Genomic DNA, 18,815 nt, shown 5'->3' on the forward strand with positions numbered 1-18,815 from the left:
GGCCAGCGTCGACTTGCCGTGGTCGATGTGGGCGATGATGCAGAAGTTGCGGATCACCGAGGGGTCGGTGGCGGCGGGGACCGGGGGCTGGGACGCCAGGGGCGACACGGGCACATCCTCGTGGGGGCTCGGGGGCGGGGGACACTGACCGCCCATTCTTCCATGCGGGAGCGTCCGGGCTAGATTCGGCGCCATGGCCTTCGACTTCCATCGCGCCCTCTCCCTCGGCCGCCGCGCCTACCGCCTGTTCCAGACCGTCCAGGAGCTGCGCGGCGCCCGCCCCGACTCCCCCGCGCGTCCGCCGTCCTCCGGTCGGCGCGACGACGCCCGCCCCCGTGGCGGCGGCGCGCCCGGCCACTCCGGTGAGACGTCGACGTCGTCCTCCCCCGGCCCCCTGCTCCCCGACTTCACCGGCCGCGCCCGCGTGCAGTACGCGCCGCTGCCCGGCCCGGCCGCCGGCCCCGGCGAGGTCGTGTGGACGTGGGTGCCGTACGAGGAGATGGACGGCCGCGGCAAGGACCGGCCCGTGCTGCTAGTGGGCCGCGACGGCGACCACCTCCTCGGTCTGATGCTCACGTCGCGGGACCGCAACGACGGGGTCCACGCGGACGCCGACTACGTGGACGTGGGCTCCGGCCCGTGGGACCGCCGCGGGCGCCCGTCGGAGGCGAAGCTGGACCGCATCCTGCGGGTGGACCCGGACCGGGTGCGCCGCGAGGGCGGCGTGCTGGACCCGGCGCGGTTCGAGGCCGTCGGGGACGCGCTGGCCCGCGTGCAGGGCTGGGAGCGCTGACCTCGCCGGACGCCGCGGGACCGGCGTGTCCGCGGCCCGGCCGCAGGGGCCGCGGATGGTAGGGTTGTGCACATTGTGTCCGCCGGTCGACGGGCACCCCCGGGACGCTCACACCCTGGTGTTCCCCACGCCGCTCAGTCGACGGACCCGGGCACCCTCCACGACCCCCTGTTCATCCGGCGCGCGGACCCCTCCGCACGCCTGCAGACGAAGGACCCGATTTGGCTAACATCAAGTCCCAGAAGAAGCGCATCCTCACCAACGAGAAGGCGCGCCAGCGCAACGTCGCGGTGAAGTCCGAGCTGAAGACCGCCATCCGCGCCGTCGAGAAGGCCGTCGCGGCCGGCGAGGCCGAGGCCGCTGTCGCCGCCCTGCGCACCGCCTCCCGCAAGCTGGACAAGGCCGCCTCCAAGGGCGTCATCCACAAGAACAACGCCGCGAACCGCAAGTCCGGCATCGCCGCGCGCGTGAAGTCCCTCGCCGCCTGATCCCCGGCGCGAGCGAGAACGGCCCCCGACCTCACGGTCGGGGGCCGTTCCCGTCTGCGGCAGGCGGTCCTGCGCCGGGCGCCGGCGACGACGTCGGGGCGGGCGTCAGCGGCGCACCGCGGTGGCCACGCGGATGACGGCCCGCTCGACGGCGAAGTCCGGGTTGCGGGACCCGCCCTTGACCTCCGCGTCCGCCTGGGCGATCCACTCGACGGCCTGGGCGATGCCCGCCGGGCTCCAGTGCCGGGCCGTCTGCTGCACGAACCGCACCTGGAACGGGGCGACCCCCAGCAGGGAGGCGAGCTCGTCCTGGCCGGCCCGCGCGTCGATCATCCGAGCCACCTGACGGGCCTTCAGTGCCAGCGCAGAGGTGACCAGCACCGGGTGCACGCCCGTGGCCAGCGCGTGCCGCACCAGCGACACGGCGCGGGCGGCGTGCCCGTCGAGGGCCGCGTCCGCCACGGCGAAGCTCGTGGCCTCCACGCGGCCGCCGTAGTACGTCTCGACGACCTGCTCGGTGACCGGGCCCTCGACGTCCTCGATCAGCTGCCGGCAGGCGGAGGCCAGGTCGGTGAGCGAGGACCCGGCGGCGCGCAGGAGGGCGCGGGCCGCGTCCTCGTCGATCCGCTTCCGGGCGTCCCGGAACTCGGCCTGCAGCAGGGCCAGGCGGTCCTCGTCCCGCTTCAGGGCGGGGCACTCCACCACCGTGCCGGCCTGGGCGACCGCGTCGATCAGCTTCTTGCCGCGGTTGCCACCGGTGTGCCGCAGCAGGACGGTGACGTCGTCCGCGCCAGGGCCCTCCTGGACGAGCCGTAGGGCGTCCTCGAGGAAGGCGTCGTTCATGGCCTCGAGCCCGTCCACGCGGATGAGGGTGGGCTCGGCGAACAGGGACGGGCTCGCGGCCTGGGCGAGCTGGCCGGCCTGGTACTCCCCCGCCCGGAAGGTGTGGGTCTCGAGGCTCCCGTGTCGCTCGCGCAGGGCGGCGAGCACCCGGTCCGTGACCCAGCGGGCGGCGTAGTCCTCCGGACCGCGCAGCAGCATGAGCGGCCCCGGCTGGGCCTTGCGCCAGGCGAGCGGATCGGCGCCGCGGGCACCGCGGGAGGGTCGGGAGCTGCGTGCGGCGGACATGGGACCATCCTAGGCGGGGCTCTCCCCCGCGATCCGGTGTGGTCGGGCTGTGCAGGAGGCGTGGACGGTGAGCCTGCCCCCGTTGTCGAGGCTTATGACGTGTGTAGGCGGGCCGTTCTGTGGAAAACTTTTTTCCTCCGGTATCCGAACACCGTTCATTGTTATTGAACGCCGTTTCCTGGGTTCCGACTCACTCACCCCGCGGCGCCGGGCGCCCGCACCGTCTCCGGATGCACCGACCCGTCCGAGCCGGGGACGAGGGCGAGCGTCCCGTGCCGGTCGGTGCGCAGCACGGGCGCGATCCGCTCGAGCCCGGCGACGGTGGCCGCATGGGGGTGGCCGTAGTCGTTGTCCGCGCCCACGGACACCACGTGCATCCGCGCCCCCACCGCCGTGGGCACGTCCAGGCCGCCGTTGCGCGCGCCGTGATGCGCCACCTTGAGCACGTCCACCCGGGGCGGCGGGGGCGCATCCGAGCGTCGGCCGCTCACCCAGGCCGCGCTGGCCTCCTGCTCCATGTCGCCGGTGACGAGGGTGCGGACGGCGCTCCCCTCCCCCTCCACCGTGACCAGCAGCTGCGCCGAGGCGTCGTTCTGCTCGGCGGCCCGCGGGTCCGCCAGCAGGACCTCCCACCGCACCCGCCCCGCCTCGCCCCTCTGCCCCGTGGCCAGCGGCTGCGACCCCTCGGGCGGCGGCAGCCCGGGCTCCTCCCGGCCCGTCCCCGCGGCGCCGGACCACGCCCCGTGGCGGATCTCGGCCGGGGTGAGGGCGCCCGCGAGGCCGGCCGCACCGACGGCGTGGTCGGCGTGCAGGTGCGTGAGGAGCAGGGCGTCCACCCGCTCGACGTCGAGGTCCGTCAGGCACCGGCGGGCCAGGGCCGGATCCGGCCCGGCGTCCACCACGACGGCGGAGGTGGGGCCGGAGCGGAACACCGCCATGTCCCCCTGGCCGACGTCGCAGAACGCCAGCGCCCAGCCCTCGGGCACCGAGCCGGCCGGACGGGGCACGACGACGGCGCCGCCCGTCCCGAGGGCGGCGGCGACCAGCACGGCGGTGAGCACCGCGCCGGCGGGTCGGCGGTCCCGGCGCACCGGTGCGGAGCGGCCGACGCGGCGCACGGGGGCCTGCGGGGTCCGCTCCAGGACCAGCACCAGGCGGAATCCGGCGAGCGTGGCCACCGTCAGCAGGATCCCGAGCGCCAGGCCCAGGGTGCCCTCCGGCCATGGGCGCACCGCCCCCGGGGCGCCCGCCGCCGTCAGTGCCACGGCCCCGATCCAGGCGGCCGGCCACTGGATCACGGCCACGAGCGCCTCGGCGACCCCCGGCGCGGGCAGCACGAGCGCGGCGGCAAGGGTGCCCAGCACCGTCACCGGGGCCACCGCCGGGGCCGCGGCGAGGTTCGCCGGGATGGACCACGTGCTCAGGGTGCCGGTCATGGCCAGCAGGATCGGCTGGCACGCCAGGTGCGCCGCCACGGTGACGGCCAGGGAGGAGGAGAGCCACCGCGCCGGCACGTCGGGGAGCACGCGGACCAGCCGACCGTGCAGCCACCGGTCGGCCGGCGCCGCGGCCAGGACGATCCCGGCGGTGGCCGCCAGGGAGAGGTGGAACGCCACCTCCCCGGCCAGGGACGGCGCCGCCACGAGCAGCACGGTCCCGCCGGCGCTCATCAGGGAGAACGCCTGTCTCCCCCGCCCCAGGAACACCGCGAACGCCCCGAGGGCGCCCATGACGGCGGCACGCAGCACGGAGGGCTCGGGACCGACCACGACGACGAACACCGCCAGCGTGGCCAAGGCGGCGGCGGTGACGGCGGCCCGCGGGAGGCGCAGGGTGCGCAGCAGCAGGGTGACGGCCCCCATGAGGAGGGCGCAGTTGGCCCCCGACACGGCGGACAGGTGGGACAGGCCCGCGTCCTTCATGGCCTGCTCGAGCTCCGGTGACTGCGCGGAGCGGTCCCCGAGGACGAGGCCCGGGATGAGCTCGGGTGCGGTGCCGACGCCGTCGGCGGCGGTGTGGCGCAGCGCGGCGCGCAGGGCGTCCCGGCCGGTCGCTGCGGGGGTGTCCGCCACGGAGCCGGCCGCACCGCAGGGTCCGGGGACGGGGGCGGCGCGGGCGGCGACGAACACGGTGCCGCCATGGGCCTCGGGCACCCCGACGAGGCAGAGCCCGGCGGCGGGGGCCGGGCCGGGTCCGGGGCCCGTGAGCACGACGTCCACGGCCGGGGTCAGCGGCCGGGGCGGATGGCCGATCCGCTCCACGCGCGCAGGCTGGCTCCACCGGGGGCCGAAGCGGGAGTCCGAGGGGCCGGCCTCGCCCGTGGGGACGACCTCGAGTCGCAGGGGGCGCGCCTCGGCCACCGCCTGGGGCCAGCCCACCTGTTCGGCCCCGGCACGGTCCAGCGCGACGTGCTGGACGAGGAGTGCTCCGGTCGTCCCGGCCAGGACGAGGGCGGTGAGCAGTCCCCTCCGACGGCCGTCGGCGCGCGGGCGGCCCAGGAGCAGCAGCAGGCCCGCGACGACCGCGAGCGCCAGGCACGCGGCGGAGGCGGCGGCGGAGACCCCGGATGCCCAGCCCGGGGCGGCCTGGCCGAGGAGGAGGCAGGTGAGCAGGGCGGGGACCCAGCGGGCGTCGAGGGGTGGGGGCACCGGGGCGGCCACGGGTGGGGGTCACCATCCCACGTGCTCGGCGAGGCGGTCGAGGGTGGCGGGGCCGATGCCGGGGACCGCGTCGAGGTCCTGCAGGCCGGTGTAGGGGCCCACGGACTCGCGGTGGGCGATGATCTTCTCGGCGGTGGCCGGGCCGACGCCGGGCAGGGTCTCGAGGGTGGGGGCGTCGGCGGTGTTGAGGTCCACGGTGGCGCTGGTGGGAGCGGTCCCCTGCCCGGTGGGTATGGAGGCCGGTGGGCCGGTGTCGGTGCCGTGGGGGGCGGACGCGGGGCCGGTGTGGGCCTGCCCGGCTGCCGTGGCGTCGGCGTCGAGGTCGGTCTGGGCGTCGGGCACGAGCACCTGCTGGCCGTCGGTGAGGGGCGCGGCCAGGTTGATGCGCTCGGTGCGGGCCTGGCGGGTGGCTCCGCCGGCTGCGGCGACGGCGTCGGCCACCCGGGCACCTGGCGGCAGCTCGACGACGCCGGGGCGGCGCACCTGGCCGACCACATGCACGCGCAGGGGCTCGGCGGTGTCGGTGGCCGCGTGGGCCGTCGCCGTCTCGGGTGGCGGTCCCCCGGCCGTGCCCGCCGGGTCCGGGGACGACGGGGCGGTCGGATCGGTCGACGCCGGCCCCGCGGATGCCGACGCGGCCGCCGGCGTCGATGCGGCGGCCTCGCCGACGGACGGCGGCACGGGCGAGGTCAGCCACCGGACGGCCCACCAGGCCGCGGCGGCCACGAGCACGAGGAGCAAGGCCATGCCTGCGGCCCGCCAGCGCAGCAGGGGGACGCGGTCCGGGGGCTGCTCCCAGTCGGTGCCCGCGGGCGCGGGACGTCCGGCGGGGACGGCGGGTGCGGGCCCGGACGGGTCGGGAAATGAGGGACGGGGAGTGCTCACGGAGCCAGGGTGCGGGCGGCGATCGCTCCCCCGCGCCGCCTCTCCCCCGCACGGTGGACGCGGGAGCCGCGCCGGTCCGGTGTGCAGGAGCGGTCAGCCCTCGGGGACGGGCTCCGGGTCCAGGGGCACGGCCACCACGGCGAGGGCGCCGAGTCCCACGTGCGCGGCGAGCACGGCCGGCAGGGGCACGGCGGGCACGGGCGTGGCCGAGTGCGGTTGGAGCCTGTCCACCAGGGCCTGCGCGCCGGCGTCGTCGCCGTAGGTGTGCACGGCCACGCGCAGCGGCGTGTGGGCGGCGCGCTCGGCCACCAGCTCCACCATCCGGTCGATGGCGCGCGCGGCGGTGCGGGGTCGGTCCGCCAGGTGCAGGGCGCCGGCCTCGAGGGTGAGGACGGGGCGCACCTGCAGGAGGGTGCCGATCAGGGAGGAGAGGGCGCCCACGCGGCCGCCGCGGCGCAGCGGCTCGAGGCTGGGCACGCTCACCAGGACGGTGGCGCGGGTGGCGGCGCCGCGGGCGCGGGCCACGACCTCCTCGAGCGGCCGGCCGAACCCGGCCTCCACGGCGGCGTCGAGCACGCCCATGCCCAGGGCCAGTCCGGCGGTCCGGGAGTCCACCACGGTGACCGGGCAGGGGGCGTCGGGGGCGGCCAGGCGCGCGGCCTCGACCGTGCCGGAGAGCTCCCCGGACAGGTGCACGGAGACGATCCGGGCGTACCCGGCGCGGGCGAGGTCGGCGTAGACGGCCCGGAAGGCCCCGGGCGAGGGCCGGGAGGTGCGCACGGGCGTGCCCGCGGCGAGGGCGATCGGCAGGTCCAGGGCGAGGTCGTCGTCGCCCTCGGTGTGGATCTGGTCCCCGACCATCACGGGCAGGGGGACCTGCCGGATGCCCGCGGCGAAGGGGTGCGCCAGGACCGCGGCCGGCAGCGCGGCGGAGGAGTCGGTGACGATCGCGGTGCGGTCCCGCCGCGGCGGGCGCAGCCCGTACCGGGCGCGGCCGACGAGCTGCCCGCGTCGGGCGCGCAGGCGCTCGACGGCGTCGTCGCGCCAGGCCTCGATGCTCGCCATGGCCGTCCCCCTCCGGGCTGGTGTGCCGCCGCGGGGCCGTGGTCGGGCCCCGCGGCGGCGGTGCGGATCAGCGGATCACGAGGTTCACGAGCTTGGGCTCGCGCACGATCACCTTGACGATCTCCGCGTCGCCGATGAAGGCCTGGACCTTCTGCGACGCGCGGGCGGCGGCCTCCAGGTCCGCGGCGGAGACGTCCGCGGGGACCTGGAGCTGGTCGCGGACCTTGCCCTTGACCTGGACCACCGCGGTGACGGTGTCCTCCACGAGCAGGGACGCGTCCACGGCGGGCCAGCCGGCGCGGACCACGGAGGGCTCGTGTCCGAGCATGACCCACATGTCCTCCGCGGCGTAGGGGGCCACGAGGGAGAGCAGGATCGCCACGGCCTCGGCGGCCTCGCGCACGGCGGGGTCGCCCGCGCCGGCGCCGTTGTCGATCTCCTTGCGGGTGGCGTTGACCAGCTCCATGGTGCGGGCCACCACCACGTTGAACTTGTGGTCCTCCACGAGCGCGGCGGCGTCGTGCAGGGTGCGGTGAGTGACGCGGCGCAGGCCCACGGCGCCGGCGGCCGGGTCCCCGGCCTCCACTCCTGCGGCGCGCACGTCCCGGGCCAGGCGCCAGGCGCGGGCCAGGAAGCGGCCGGCGGCGGCCGGGGCCACGTCCGCCCAGTCCACGTCGTCCTCGGGCGGGGAGGCGAACACCATGGTGGTGCGCACGGCGTCCACGCCGAACTCGTCCAGCTGCTGGCCCAGGTCCACGCCGTTGCCCAGGGACTTGGACATCGCCTTGCCGCCGTTGAGCACCTGGCCCTGGTTGAGCAGGGCGCGGAAGGGCTCGGTGAAGGGCACCAGGCCCAGGTCGTGGAGGACCTTGGTGAAGAACCGGGCGTAGAGCAGGTGGAGGATGGCGTGCTCCACGCCGCCGACGTACTGGTCCACCGGCAGCCACGTGCGCACCAGCTCCGGGTCGAACACCTGCGTCTCGTCCCACGGGGAGGCGTAGCGCAGGAAGTACCAGGAGGAGTCCACGAAGGTGTCCATGGTGTCGGAGTCGCGGCGGGCCGGGCCCCCGCACTCGGGGCAGGGCACGTTGACCCAGTCCTCGGCGGCCGCCAGCGGGGACTGGCCCTTCGGCGCGAGCTGCTCGCCCTTGAGGTCGGTGGGCAGGGTGACGGGCAGCTGGTCCTCGGGGACCAGGACCTCGCCGTGCTCGGGGCAGTGGATCACGGGGATCGGGGTGCCCCAGAAGCGCTGGCGGGAGAGCAGCCAGTCGCGCAGCCGGTACGTGGTGGTCCCCCGGCCGGTGCCCTTGGCCTCGACGATCTCCACGGCGCGGGCGATCGCCTCGGCCGTGGACAGCCCGTCCAGCTCGCCGGAGTTGACCAGGGTGCCCTCGCCGGTGGTGGCGACGCCGGACACCGCCGGGTCCTCCTCGCCGGTGTCCAGGACCACGCGGACGGGCAGGTCCATGGCGCGGGCGAAGTCGAGGTCGCGCTGGTCGTGGGCGGGCACGGCCATGATGGCGCCGGTGCCGTAGTCGGCCAGCACGTAGTCCGAGGCCCACATCGGCAGGCGCTCCCCGGTCAGCGGGTTCACGGCGTGCCGGCCCAGGAACACGCCCGTCTTGGGGCGGTCCGTGGCCTGGCGCTCGATGTCCGAGGCCTTCTTCAACTCCTCGCGGTACGCCTCCAGGTCGGCGCGGTGGGCGTCGTCGACCAGCTCCAGGGCCAGCGGGGCGTCCGCGGCGACCACCATGAAGGTGGCCCCGTGCAGGGTGTCCGGGCGGGTGGTGAACACGGGCACCACGGGCCCGTCCTCCACCTGGAACTGGACGGTGGCCCCCTCGGAGCGGCCGATCCAGTTGCGCTGCATCGCCAGCACGCGCTCGGGCCAGTGGCCGGTGAGCTGGTCCATGTCGTCCAGCAGGGCGTCCGCGTACTCGGTGATGCGGAAGTACCACTGGTTCAGGGTGCGCTTGGTGACCTCGGCGCCGCAGCGCTCGCAGGCCCCGTCCACCACCTGCTCGTTGGCCAGCACCGTCTGGTCCTGCGGGCACCAGTTCACGGGCGAGTCCTTGCGGTACGCCAGCCCCTTGCGGTGCAGCTGCTGGAAGAGCCACTGGGTCCACCGGTAGTACTCGGGGTCCGAGGTGTGCAGCTCCCGGGACCAGTCCACGGCGATCCCGTAGCGCTGGAAGGAGCGCTTCTGCGTCTCGATGTTCGCGTACGTCCACTCCGCCGGGTGCGCGTTGCGCTTGATGGCGGCGTTCTCCGCGGGCAGGCCGAAGGAGTCCCAGCCGATGGGGTGCAGCACGTCGTGCCCGCGCTGCATCCAGTAGCGGGCCATCACGTCGCCCATCGCGAACGCCTCGGCGTGGCCCATGTGCAGGTCGCCGGAGGGGTACGGGAACATGTCCACCACGGTGCGGGTCTCCGCGCCGTCGCCACGGGGGGTGAAGGTCCCCGCCTGCTCCCACCAGCCGGCCCAGCGGGCCTCGACGTCGGCGAAGGAGTACTCGGCGTCCGCCGGGATGTGCGGGGTGGCCGGGGTGGCGTTCGGGGACGTCTCGCTCACGCTGTTCGGTGTCCTTCTGCTCGTGGGGCGGTGGGGGGCGTCCACCCCGGGACAGGGCGCGGACCCCGCCATCCTACGTCGCGCGACCCGGCCGGCGCGGGAGCGGCCCCGGCCCGCGGACGACGACGGCGCCCCCTTCCCGGACGGGAGGAGGCGCCGCGCGCCGCGCCACGGGGTGCGTCAGCGGGCCAGGTGGCGCGCGAGCGGGCCGGTGATCAGGTAGGTGCAGTCGCTCTGGACGTTGGCGAAGAGGGTGCCGCCCGCCCCGAAGCAGGGGCCGGCCCCCTCGCCGCGCGCGGCGAGGTCCTTGGCCAGGGCCGAGGAGCCGAGACGCGGGGTGAAGGCCACGAGGTGGTTCGGGTCGGAGCCGTCCACGCAGCTCGTCACCTGGGTGCCGGCCTTGGTGGTGTCCTCCTCGCAGGTGAGCCAGGAGCCCCACGGGGTGGTGCCGCCGGCGCAGTTGCGGATGGTGCCCGACAGGCCGACCCACTGCTGCACGAACTCGCCCTTGCGGGAGACCTCGACGACGGTGTCGCCGCCCATGCCGGTGGGGACGCCGGCGTCGTACACGGTGCCGGGGGCCAGCGGGACGGGCACCTGGGCGTTGGCGCGGCACTCGTGGTTGCGGACGAGGCGGGTCACGCCCGGCCCGTCGAAGGCGCCCATGCCGTCGAGGTTCGAGGGGGTGGTGCCGATGACGCGGCCGTTGCAGTCGTCGAGCAGCGGCTCGACGCCGAGGGTGTTGATGCGGACGGCCTTGAACCCGCGCGGCATGGCGACCATGCCGTCCTCGGACAGGGCGGGCAGGCGGACGCCGTCGGCGACGGCGGTGGACCCGCCACGAGCGGGGGCGGCGGAGACGGGGGGCCGCGGTGACGGCGGCGGCCAGGGCGGCGCCGGAGCCGGCGACGAAGGAGCGACGGGTGAGGGTCATGGGAGGGTCCTCTCGGGAGCGTGCACGGGCGGGACGACCCCCAGCACAGCGCCGCTGCATCGCGCGGCCCCGAGGAACGGCGGAACCGCCGCGCACACTCCGATGAACACTGGCCCGCTCTCGACGGCGGCGCCCCCTTCCCGGACGGGGAGGGGGCGCCGTGGGATGCGCAGGGACCCGGGATCAGCGGGCGGTGCTGCCGTGCGCCTCGGGCGGGGCGGGGCCGTCGGTCTCCGGGAGCACGTCCTCGGCGCGCAGGGCGGCGATCGCCTCGGCGTCGATGGCGCCGGTGAGGGCCTGCCCCGGAGCGACGGAGTCCGCCGCGGCCTCCTGCAGCATGGCGGCATGGCCGGGGGTGAACTCCCGGTCGGGGTGGCGCTTCAGGCCCAGCAGGGCGCGCATGCGGTAGCGCAGGCGCATCTCCTCGGCCACCTCGCCGCGGTGGCGCAGCCACCAGCCGAGCAGGACGGCCACCATGGCCATCCCCACCCAGCCGATCAGCGGGTACACCACGGACATCAGCGAGCCGAAGCCGGCGAAGCTCACCGCGAAGGCCAGGAGCGTCACGCCGATGAACACCGGACGGTACCGCTGCGGGCGGTCGGCGCTCAGCCGCCGGCCGAGCGCATAGAGCATCGCGATCGCGGTGTTGTAGATCATCGCGTAGATGATGAACACCATCACCCACGGCATCCAGTCGGACAGCGAGGCGAACAGCGCCAGCATGGGCACGTCGGCGTCGCTGATCGCCGGGTACTCCAGGTACAGCAGCACGGCGGCCATCATCAGCAAAACGAGGTAGAGGACGCCGCCGGCGATCCCGCCGACCAGGGCGTCCTTGGAGTTGGCGTGGCTGCCGCCGATCACCAGGGACATGGACACGGCCATCAGCAGCGCCAGGCCCACGTAGTTCAGGGCGGACAGCCACCACGGGGACACGGGCGAGGGGGCCTGGGCGGCGAGGGCGCTGATCGAGGCCGGGTCGGCCGGGAACTGCACCAGGGCGACGACGAAGCCCACCACCACGGCGATGATCACCAACGGGGTGACCCAGGAGATGATCGCGGAGACCCGGTCCACGTCCAGCAGGCCGGTGACGATCACCAGGACCGTCATGAGGGCGGCGCCGACCCAGGTCGGCCAGCCCAGCTGCTGGTGGAGGGTGGAGCCGGCCCCGGCGAGCATCACGAAGCCCATGGCGAAGAGGGTCACCGTGACGCTGACGTCGAGGAGCCGGGCCACCACCGGGTGGGCGACGCTGCGGAAGACCACCTTGTGGTCGTCGGCCAGGAAGTGGCTGCCGAGCTGGACGATGATCGCGCCTGCCACTGCCATGACGACGCCCGCGAGCGCCGCGCCGAGCAGGCCGACGGCGCCGAAGGAGATGAAGTACTGGATCACCTCCGCTCCGGTGGCGAAGCCGGCGCCGACGAGGATGCCGACGAAGGCGAGGGCGATCTTGAGCGAACGCTGCACGGGGAGGTCCTTCCGGATGAGGACGGGGGACAGAACAAACCGGTATACCCAATCACGATTCTCATGTGATGAGAAATCGTGTTGTGCCGGGTGTCCCCCGACCTCGCCTGGCTAGGCTGGTGCGGTGAGCCCTGCCGACGACGTCCCGCACCGCCCCGATCCGGCCCTGACCGGGGGCGTCGTGCGGCCGTGGGACCGGCTGCGGATCCCGGGGCCGCCGGCGGATCCGTCCGTGCTGACGGGCCGGCCCGTGCGCCGTCCGGTGCGGCGGGACGTGGCCGTGGCCGACCCGGTCAGCGGGGCCGGCGGCACGGTGGCGGTGTGGTCCTGCCCCGCGACGGCCCCGGCGGATCCCCAGGCCCCCGACGTGGTGCTGGTCCACGGCTTCCGCGGCGACCGCCACGGACCCGGTGCGCTCGGTGAACGCGACGAGGTGGTTCGGGTCGGAGCTGTCCTCGGCGATGACCACGCCGCCCCACGGGGACACGGTGATGTTGCCCGGGGAGTCGAAGTAGCCGCCCACGGCCCAGTGCTCGACCAGCGTCATGGTGTGGTCCGCGAAGGAGTAGTACACGACCATGCCCTGGTCGGCCACGACGCCCGGGAACTCGCCCTCGGAGGTGCGGGACAGGGTGAAGAGCAGGCCCGTGCCGTCGGCCGCGGTCCAGACGCCCTCGATCTTGCGGTGCTGGGTGGCGCCGGGGAACTGCGAGCGCAGGGCGGACTCCTGCGTCTGGCGGTCCTCGCCGCCGTCGAGCCAGCGGCCCGGCCAGGCCTTGCCGAGGTCGGACTCGGTGAGCTGACCGTAGGCGATGCCGGCCTGCAGGGTGAGGCCAGCGGGGGCGGTCTACCGTCAGAACAGGCCGCCGCGGGTGTCCTCGGTGAGGTACGCGGAGGCACGGTCGGGGCCGATCTCGGCGCCCTCCCACACGGCGCGGTCCCACGCGGTGATCGGGCGCGGCACCTGGCGGGACACGTCGTCCGGGAAGACCTCGAAGACGTCGCCGTGATCCTTCTGCAGGGTGGAGGTGCCCCCGTCGACGGAGCTGGTGACCTGCTCGCCGGCGCGCTGGGCCGCCGCATGGCACGTGGACGCCAACCGGCGCATGCGTCCCCCTCCCATAGCCCCTGAGTTGAGGCCCTCGAGATGATCGAGGTTGGTCCAGGCGATGTCCTCGAGCGGGCCATAGGTGGGTGACGTGGTCCCGGCGCGGCAGGCGTAGTCCCATTCGGCCTCGGTGGGCAGGCGGTAGCCGTCGGCTGCGGTGTTCCATTCGACCTCCCGCGCCTGGACCGTGTAAGCCTCGTATATCCCGGCTGTACGGGAGAGCTCGTTGAAGTACCCGACGGCGTCGAACCATGAGAACGGCACCCGAGGCACCCCAGAGTCCCGGGCATGGACCGGGCTCACGGCGATCTCGAAAGCCTCGAGGGCAACGTCGCGGGTCTGCGAGCGGCGAGTGTCGCGGAGGGTGATTGTTCCCGAGGGCAGGAGGGCCATGGGGCGCCGACGCATGGCGTCAGCGTGGCACACCGACTGCTCACGAACGTGCACGCGTCGCCCAGGAGCGGGTCACCTGTCGTCGAGGTTCACCGATGACGGCGCCTAACTCGTGCCGAACTCTTCGAAGAACGGCATGAAAGGCAGGGCCCGAGAAGTTTGGGACTTCACAGCGGGTGCTCCATGTGGCGTCGGCAGTCGGCAACGCGCCCCGTCATTCGATTCTGAAAGCCGTTCATGCGGGTTGACGGCACATCAGGCTTCCGACGATGTTCACCAGCGTCTGAAGCCTCCTTCTGACGCGATGGTCTGTCCCACTACCCAGGCGCCCGCGTCGGAGACGAGGAACTCGATAAGGCGGGCGGGGTCGTCGGGCTCCCCGAGTCGGCCCAAGGGGAAGGCTGCGCGAATCGCGTCGAGCTGCTCGGGGCGGTAGGTGGTGGCCTCGTCCAGGTAGCCGGTGTTCACGGGTCCTGGGTTGACGGCGTTGAGCAGGATTCCTTGATCCACCAGCTCATCTGCCACGGTTCGGACGAGCCCGGCCAGCATGGCCTTGGCCCCGGCGTACGCGACCTCTCCGGGCATGGGTCCCTCCGCCTGACCGGAGCTCATCCACACGACACGGCCTGGTCCCCCCGCGAAGCGGTGCGCGAAGTGCTGGGTGAGGAGGATGACCGACTGCGCGTCGACCCGCCAGTGCGCCTCGAGCATCTGGGGGGTGATCTGAGCGAGGGTTCCGTCTCCCCCGGACCGTGCGTGGTTCGCCACGAGGATCTCTACCGGCCCGGCCCAGTCCATCACTCGGGCAGGCTCCCTGGGATCGCCGAAGTTGGCCTCGGTATGCTCCAGGCTCGCGCCGGGGTGCAGCTCCGGGCGCAGCTCCGCGATCACGGCATCGATGTGGTCGGCACCCCACGGCTGCTGGGCATCGTGGGCAGAGTAGTGGGTGAGCCGCAGACTCGCTCCAGCGCGGGCGAGCCTGCGGGCGACGGCGAAACCGATGCCTTGGCGACGGCTGACACCGGTCACGAGTGCGGTACGACCGTGGAGGGTGTTCATGGGCGGGGTCTCCTTCATGTGATGTCGGTGGGGCGGGGTGCCGCCAGCGAACGGTTCATGCATCGGTTGGCGGATCGTCGAGCTCGAGCACGTGGCCGCGCCACCCGCGGCGCAGCCACCGGTCGTGCGAGGCGACGACAACGCCGCCGGGGTAGTTGGGGATCATCACCTCCAGCTGGGTCGCCAGCATGAGGGACAGGTGGTTAGTGGGTTCGTCGAGCAGCAATACGTCGGGAGGGTCCGCCAACAGCGCAGCCAGGGCGAGGCGACGTCGCTGGCCGACACTGAGCACGTCCACGGGGCGGCCTTCGTCCCGAGGTTCGATCAGCCCGAACGTGGACAGCGGAACCCGGGCGGCCAGCTCCTGGCCGGCCAGGTCTTGGTAGGTCTGCCGCACCGTGCGTCCGCGACCTCGTTCCTCCGGGTCGGGCAGGACGACTTCCTGAGTGAGCAGTCCGATACGTAGGCCGCGTGGCCGGGTGACGGTTCCGGTGTCAGGGGTGCAGGACCCGTTGAACAGCGCGAGCAGCGTGGACTTGCCGGAGCCATTGGGTCCCGTCACGAGCCACTTCTCTCCCGGGCCCACGGTGATCGATGTCGGGGCCAAGCGTCCGGTGAGGCCGACCTCGATCGCGCTGAGGTACCCCTGCGCTGGCGGGGTCGTCTCGTTCTGGCGGTTGGGGCCGGTGTCGGAGGCCGCGGCCAGCCCGGCGAAGCGGAGTTGTCTTGGGGGCTTTCGGATCTGGGCGTCCTTGAGCGCCTTCAGCCGGCCGCGGGCGTCGTTCACCCGGCGCGAGACAACCTTGGCATTGCGATCCGCGTAGAACTTGCGGGCCGTGCGGACTTCGCTGGGGGCGCCGCGCGAGGGGTTGCCGACGGTCTGGTCGCGTTCGACCTGTGCGCTGAGTCGCCTGAGTTCCTCCTGCTCGTCGCGGTACTGCCGCTCCCAACGGTCGCGGGCGTCGAGCTGGGAGTGCAGGTAGGCCATGTAGGTGCCGGAGAAGCGCGTCACCCCGATGCCCGTGCCCGTGCCGTCGCCGACCAGCGACGAGGTCACCGCGTGGGGGGCGGGCGAGGGGTCGAGATCGAGAAGGGACACGACGGTTTCGTCGAGGAAGGCGCGGTCGTGGCTGGCCAACAGCACGGGGTCACGCCACTCTGCGAGCACCCCGCGGAGGTGGGCGGTGGCGACGTCGTCAAGATGGTTGGTCGGTTCGTCCAGCAGAAGAACATCTGGCCGGGACAGCAACAGCCAGGCCAGCGCCAGGCGGGAGCGCTGCCCGCCCGAAAGATCCCCCGTGGGGCGGTCGCGCGGGATGGCGGCCAGGCCCAGCCCGTGGAGCATCGCCTCCACACGGGAGTCCACTTCCCATGCTTGGAGGCGCTCGGCGGTCTCCAGGGCGTGGGCGTAGGCATCAGCGAGGAACGCCTCGTCGGGGGTGTCTGCAAGGGCGGCTGCGGCGCGGTCGACGGCGCCTGCTGCGCGGCGGACAGGAGCGATCGCCTCCTCGAGTGCGTCGGAGACGGTGGCTTCGGGGCGGAACGGCGGTTCCTGATGGAGCAAGGCGATGCGGGCTGGTCCGCCGGGTGCGGTTGCGATGATGGTGCCGGCGTCGGGCTCGATCACCCCGGCGATCACTCGCAGCAGAGAGGATTTGCCGGAACCGTTCTCCCCGATCAGGCCAACGGGACCGGTGACGGGGACTGTGAAGGAGACGTCGGTGAGCACCCGGCGGTCGCCGTAGGACAGGGAGACGCCGTCCACACGCAGGTGTGCGGAGGTGAGGGATGTGGGCGCGGTCATGGGGATCCTCAATGCGCGGGCTGTTATCAGGCCAAGCGGGCTCCCGCCGGGCGGTGGCCTCGGGCGCGGGACGGCGAAGGATCAAGAACGCATAGCTTGACCGTAACACGATGGGCTGTCGTCCTACTGAGACTTTGAGGGGCGGTGGTGCACGCAATCCTGCATAGGCGGGTGTCGGAAGGTGCGGCGCCGGGTGTTTCAGAGGGGCTTCGAGCTCGTGGGCGATGCCTTGGCCCAGCGGCGTTGCCATGGGGTCTCGACCGCGTGGGAGTCATAGTGCTCCCGGACCCACTGGATGGCGGCCTCCGGTTCGAGTCCGCCGTAACACGCCAGGGCGGCCAGGATCGCGCCGATGCGGCCGCAGCCGCAGCCGCTGCCGCTGCCGCAGGAGATCTCAACACGGTGGCGGGCGCTGAGCTCCCAGGCGTGATGAATCGCTGCCCGAGTCTGGTCCACATGTATGGGCAGGCCGGAGTCAGGCCACGGTGCCCAGATGTGGGGCCATGTTGGGTGGGTGAAGCGCCCTGGGTTTCGTTCCGAGGTCAGGACGCGACGGGCGCTGAGTCCTGGTCGTGAGTGTAGGCGGCCTCGACCTCTGCGGGAGTGCGGTAGCCGAGGGTCTCGTGGAGGCGGGCGGTGTTCCACCAGTGCACCCACCCCATGGTGGCCAGTTCGACCGCCTCGACGGACTCCCAGATCCGCTTGGAGTGGATGAGTTCGGCCTTGTAGAGCCCGTTCACGGTCTCGGCCAGGGCGTTGTCGTAGGAGTCGCCCACGGGCTGATCGGGTCCATGGGCCAGGTCGGCTCAGCCGGGGACAACGCGGCCATGGAGTCCTTCTTGGCCCTCCTCCAGAAGAACGTGCTCGACCGAGGGCAATGGGCCACCCGGGACGAGCTGCGGACCGGGATCATCACGTGGATCGAGCGGACCTACCACCGCCGCCGCAGACAGGCCCGCCTGGGCCGATAGACGCCGGTCGAGTACGAGTTGATCATGGACCACACGCCCGCAGACCCGGCGGGAAGACGACTGTCACCTATGGGCGCATCAGTCCCGTGCTGCCGGACTAGGCTCGTGAGCGGCCCCGCTCGGGCGGTGGCCGTGTCGCCGGAGGCCGAGGAGGGACTGCCGTGAGGATGACGCCGCGCCCCGTGGACCGTGTCCGTCTGCGCGACCTGCTGCGCCCGCCCGCCCCGCCCCGGGACACGCGCGTGCTGACGGGGCAGCCGGCGCGCGTCCCTGTGCGGCGGGACGTGACGATCGCCGACCCTTCGTCCGGGGCGCGCACGGCCCTCGCCGTGTGGTCGTACGGGCCCGTGGCCTCCCGCGCCGGGCAGCCCTCCCCGGACCTCGTGTTCGTCCACGGGTTCCGCGGCGACCGCCACGGGCTGGCCCTGGTGGCGGACTGTCTGCCCGAGCACGCGGTGCACGCGGTGGAGCTGCCCGGGTTCGGGGCGTCGCCGGCGTTCCCCGACGCCGAGCACACGGTGGCCCACCACGCCGAGGCCCTGCGGGCGGCGGTGGCCGGGCTCGACCTGTCGGCGCCCCCCGTGGTGCTGGCCCACTCCTACGGCACAGTGGTGGCCTCCCACGCCGTCGCCGCCGGGATGCCGGCGGTGGCCCTGGTGCTGCTCAACCCGATCGCCGAGCCCGCCCTGGACGCCTCGGGCTCCCTCGGGGCGCGCGCCCTGGCCGTGGTGGCCCGGGCGTACTACGCGGCCGCGGCCCGCCTGCCCGAGCGTGCCGCCCGGGCGGTGCTCGGCGCGCCCCCGGTGGTCTGGGCGACCACCGTGGCCATGTCCGAGACCGGGGACCGCGCGGTCCTGGGCTTCACGCATGACCAGCACCGCAGGCACTTCTCCTCGTTCGCCTCGGCCGGCATGCTCGCCGAGGCATACCGGGCCTCGAGCTCGGGGACGGTGCTGCAGGCCGCCGCGGGCCTGCGCCTGCCGGTCCTGCTCGTGGCGGGGGTGCAGGACCCGATGGGCTCCCCCGCGGCGCAGCGGGCGCTGGCGGAGGCCGTCCGGGCCGCCGGCGGCACGGTCGAGCTGCACCTGCTCGAGGGCGTGGGCCACCTGCTGCACTACGAGCGCCCCGTGCGGTGCGCCGCCCTGGTCCGGACCTGGCTGGCCGGGCTCGCGCGGGCGGCCTGAGACGCCCCGTCCCCCGCCCCCGGCACAGTGGCCGGCGTCAGAGCACGCCGGGCGGGTCCAGGCGCAGGCGCACCGGGGCCTGCTCGCGGCGGGCGCTCGCGGCGGCACGGGCGGCGCGCAGCACGGCCGCGGTCTCGGCGGCGGCCGCGTAGGGGAACAGCAGCAGCGCCCGGTGCCGCGTCTCGTCCGCGGCGTCCGGGACGGGCCCGATCCACGGCAGGGGCGGCAGGGGCGGCGCGGCGTCGTCGCCCTGGCCGGTCCCGGGACGGCGCTCGCGACGGGCGGCCTCGACCAG

15 protein-coding genes and 3 pseudogenes are annotated in these 18,815 nt (G+C 74.2%); 4 read left to right on the plus strand and 14 right to left on the minus strand.

All coding sequences use genetic code 11. The features are described from left to right. A partial coding sequence (locus tag Q4D18_RS05450) for a GTP-binding protein (protein ID WP_303126443.1) occupies positions 1-108 on the minus strand: 108 nt, incomplete at its 3' end. 85 nt (positions 109-193) lie between these two features. Between Q4D18_RS05450 and Q4D18_RS05455 the strand changes: the two genes are divergently transcribed. Both Q4D18_RS05455 and rpsT read left to right on the plus strand, forming a co-directional pair. Further along, on the plus strand, positions 194-793 hold the full coding sequence (locus tag Q4D18_RS05455) for a type II toxin-antitoxin system PemK/MazF family toxin (protein ID WP_303126408.1): 600 nt from the start codon (positions 194-196) through the stop codon (positions 791-793). Positions 794-1,014: 221 nt separating this feature from the next. After that, positions 1,015-1,281 (plus strand): 30S ribosomal protein S20, encoded by a 267-nt coding sequence (gene rpsT, locus Q4D18_RS05460; RefSeq protein ID WP_303126409.1) that lies wholly within the window; start codon positions 1,015-1,017, stop codon positions 1,279-1,281. 105 nt (positions 1,282-1,386) lie between these two features. On the opposite strand, the gene holA is transcribed toward rpsT, so the two are convergent. From holA to Q4D18_RS05520, 12 genes and pseudogenes are all read right to left on the minus strand, one after another. Next, positions 1,387-2,409, minus strand: a complete 1,023-nt coding sequence (holA, locus tag Q4D18_RS05465; RefSeq protein ID WP_303126411.1) for a DNA polymerase III subunit delta — start codon at positions 2,407-2,409, stop codon at positions 1,387-1,389. 194 nt (positions 2,410-2,603) lie between these two features. Beyond that, complete coding sequence (locus Q4D18_RS05470; protein WP_303126413.1) at positions 2,604-5,069, minus strand: ComEC/Rec2 family competence protein; 2,466 nt, start codon at positions 5,067-5,069, stop codon at positions 2,604-2,606. Positions 5,070-5,078: 9 nt separating this feature from the next. Next, entirely contained in the window at positions 5,079-5,954 is an 876-nt protein-coding gene (locus Q4D18_RS05475) for a ComEA family DNA-binding protein (RefSeq protein WP_303126415.1), read from the minus strand. Between the two features lie 93 nt (positions 5,955-6,047). After that, on the minus strand, positions 6,048-7,019 hold the full coding sequence (locus tag Q4D18_RS05480; protein WP_303126416.1) for a DegV family protein: 972 nt from the start codon (positions 7,017-7,019) through the stop codon (positions 6,048-6,050). 67 nt (positions 7,020-7,086) lie between these two features. Next, a complete protein-coding gene (gene leuS / locus Q4D18_RS05485; RefSeq protein ID WP_303126418.1) occupies positions 7,087-9,591 on the minus strand; it encodes a leucine--tRNA ligase in 2,505 nt (834 codons plus the stop codon). 180 nt (positions 9,592-9,771) lie between these two features. Continuing rightward, on the minus strand, positions 9,772-10,374 hold the full coding sequence (locus Q4D18_RS05490) for an alkaline phosphatase PhoX (RefSeq protein WP_303126419.1): 603 nt from the start codon (positions 10,372-10,374) through the stop codon (positions 9,772-9,774). A gap of 334 nt (positions 10,375-10,708) precedes the next feature. Beyond that, positions 10,709-12,001, minus strand: a complete 1,293-nt coding sequence (locus Q4D18_RS05495; protein WP_303126421.1) for a hypothetical protein — start codon at positions 11,999-12,001, stop codon at positions 10,709-10,711. A 61-nt stretch (positions 12,002-12,062) separates the two neighbouring features. Next, positions 12,063-12,596, minus strand: a complete 534-nt coding sequence (locus Q4D18_RS05500) for a hypothetical protein (RefSeq protein ID WP_303126423.1) — start codon at positions 12,594-12,596, stop codon at positions 12,063-12,065. 258 nt (positions 12,597-12,854) lie between these two features. Continuing rightward, positions 12,855-13,517, minus strand: a complete 663-nt coding sequence (locus Q4D18_RS05505; protein WP_303126430.1) for an SUMF1/EgtB/PvdO family nonheme iron enzyme — start codon at positions 13,515-13,517, stop codon at positions 12,855-12,857. Between the two features lie 258 nt (positions 13,518-13,775). Continuing rightward, entirely contained in the window at positions 13,776-14,561 is a 786-nt protein-coding gene (locus tag Q4D18_RS05510; RefSeq protein ID WP_303126431.1) for an SDR family oxidoreductase, read from the minus strand. 55 nt (positions 14,562-14,616) lie between these two features. Further along, positions 14,617-16,365, minus strand: a complete 1,749-nt coding sequence (locus Q4D18_RS05515; protein WP_303126432.1) for an ABC-F family ATP-binding cassette domain-containing protein — start codon at positions 16,363-16,365, stop codon at positions 14,617-14,619. 542 nt (positions 16,366-16,907) lie between these two features. Next, a pseudogene (locus tag Q4D18_RS05520) lies at positions 16,908-17,138 on the minus strand (integrase core domain-containing protein); the annotation flags it as partial. Between Q4D18_RS05520 and Q4D18_RS05525 the strand changes: the two are divergent. After that, positions 17,139-17,336 (plus strand): annotated as a pseudogene (locus tag Q4D18_RS05525) (IS3 family transposase); the annotation flags it as partial. It lies immediately after the preceding pseudogene. A gap of 182 nt (positions 17,337-17,518) precedes the next feature. After that, the gene (locus tag Q4D18_RS05530; protein ID WP_303126433.1) at positions 17,519-18,520 is read left to right on the plus strand and encodes an alpha/beta fold hydrolase; all 1,002 of its coding nucleotides are present in this window, start codon (positions 17,519-17,521) and stop codon (positions 18,518-18,520) included. 37 nt (positions 18,521-18,557) lie between these two features. Here Q4D18_RS05530 and Q4D18_RS05535 read toward each other — a convergent pair. Further along, positions 18,558-18,815, minus strand: a pseudogene (locus tag Q4D18_RS05535) (primosomal protein N'); the annotation flags it as partial.

The organism is Micrococcus sp., from assembly GCF_030523875.1.
Classification (GTDB): domain Bacteria; phylum Actinomycetota; class Actinomycetes; order Actinomycetales; family Micrococcaceae; genus Micrococcus.